The 1263-nt window shown below is 40.6% G+C and carries 1 protein-coding gene and 1 other annotated feature; the gene reads left to right on the forward strand.

All coding sequences use genetic code 11. The features are described from left to right. The first annotated feature begins 5 nt into the window (after positions 1–5). Positions 6–1225, forward strand: a protein-coding gene (locus FTV43_RS15570) for an IS3 family transposase (protein WP_111841931.1) whose coding sequence is annotated in 2 segments (ribosomal slippage) — positions 6–282 and positions 282–1225 — 1221 coding nt in all. Because the reading frame shifts where the segments join, the coding sequence is not laid out codon by codon here. Continuing rightward, positions 281–397 (forward strand) — a sequence feature (AL1L pseudoknot). It overlaps the preceding gene by 117 nt. Positions 1226–1263 lie beyond the last annotated feature (38 nt).

A 1263-nucleotide genomic window follows, 5' to 3' on the forward strand; every position in this document is an offset into this window, starting at 1 on the left:
TCCCGATGAAAAAAGTAAAATATACCCCTGAAATCAGAGAAAGAGCGGTTCAATTATTGATTGAATCCGAGAAAGATTATCCATCGAATTGGGCTGCGATCACCGCTATTGCTCCCAAGATAGGTTGTACTCCTGAAACTCTACGTGTTTGGTATCAAAAATATTTAGATAAACAAAACCCAATTAAAGTACAGCAACTTTCAGATCAAGAACGTATTAAACAACTCGAACGTGAAAATAAAGAACTGCAACGTGCTAACGAAATTCTACGTAAAGCAGCCGCTTTTTTCGCCCAGGCGGAGCTCGACCGCCCACACAAATAATGGTAGATTTCATCCATAACAATAAGGCGTTATATGGTGTTGAGGCGATTTGCAGGATTTTACCGATCGCGGCTTCTACCTATTATCGAACACTAGATTTCGTTGAAAACCCAGAACATCGAGCAAAGCGAGATCTACATGACTTGCATCATGCTGAACAAATTAAACGAATTTGGAAGGAAAGTTCAGGTCGATATGGTGTGCGTAAAGTTTGGCAAAAATTGAAACGTGAAGGCTATGTTATTGCTCGCTGTACAGTTGCTCGATTGATGCAAAAACTAGGTATACAAGGTGTTTGGCGTGGTAAGAATAAACAAACTACCCGTAGCCGAGAGGATCAAAAACGAGCAGATGACTTGGTGAAACGCAATTTTAGTGCTGATCATCCTGACCAGCTATGGGTCGCTGACTTCACGTATATTCAAACAAATTCAGGCTGGGTTTATACTGCATTTATTATTGATGTCTTCTCACGAGCAATTGTTGGATGGAAAGTATCGACACGGATGAATACAGATATGGTGCTCGATGCACTTGAGCAAGCGTTACATGCTCGAGACATGCCAAAGAATGTGATTCACCATAGTGACAGAGGGGTTCAATATCTTTCCATTCGCTATACCAATCGTTTAGAAGCAGCAAATTTACGAGCATCAGTCGGTACGACCGGTGATTCATACGATAATGCTTTGGCTGAAACAGTGAATGGCTTATACAAAACAGAGGTGATTGAATATTTAAAAGCAGATTGGCAAGGTTTAGCGGATGTACAACTTGCGACATTAAATTGGGTAGATTGGTTCAATAAAGAGCGTGTACATAGTGCACTAGGTTATGTGCCACCTTTTGATTTTGAAGCAATGTACTATGATAAAATTAATCCGTTAGGTCAGGTGGCCTAACTTAAATAAAAAGTCTCCGACAAACCCGGTACGGTTCA

The sequence above is a fragment of the Acinetobacter sp. YH16053 genome, from assembly GCF_013417035.1.
In the GTDB taxonomy this organism is placed as follows: domain Bacteria; phylum Pseudomonadota; class Gammaproteobacteria; order Pseudomonadales; family Moraxellaceae; genus Acinetobacter; species Acinetobacter towneri.